The 265-nt window shown below is 67.9% G+C and carries 1 protein-coding gene; it reads right to left on the bottom strand.

Annotated elements, in window-relative coordinates; genetic code table 11:
• Nucleotides 1-2: 2 nt before the first annotated feature.
• Nucleotides 3-265 (bottom strand): hypothetical protein (locus SB724_RS20465; RefSeq protein ID WP_410572728.1); only part of this gene is annotated, 263 nt, incomplete at its 5' end.

The following is a 265-nucleotide window of genomic DNA, read 5'->3' on the forward strand; positions in this document are numbered from 1 at the left end:
CATCAGGCCATGGCCTGGTGTATGCCCGCCGCGCTGTTGACCGCTTGCGGAACGGAAAAGAGCGGATTCCCGTAGCAGTGGACGGTCCCCTCACGTCGTTGGCGTCGGAGGCCGAGGCCGTCCTGCGGCTCCTTGGGCACATCGTGCAACACCGCAGCGCGGCGGAATGGCGCGTCCTTGACCTGTTGACGCCGGGCGTCCGCGGCCAGCAAAAGGCCGTGGCCCAGGAGCTGGGCATCACCACCCAGGCAGTCAGCAAGGCCCT

It is taken from the genome of Bacillus sp. SIMBA_031 (assembly GCF_046535225.1).
Taxonomy (GTDB): Bacteria; Bacillota; Bacilli; order Bacillales; family Bacillaceae; genus Bacillus; species Bacillus velezensis.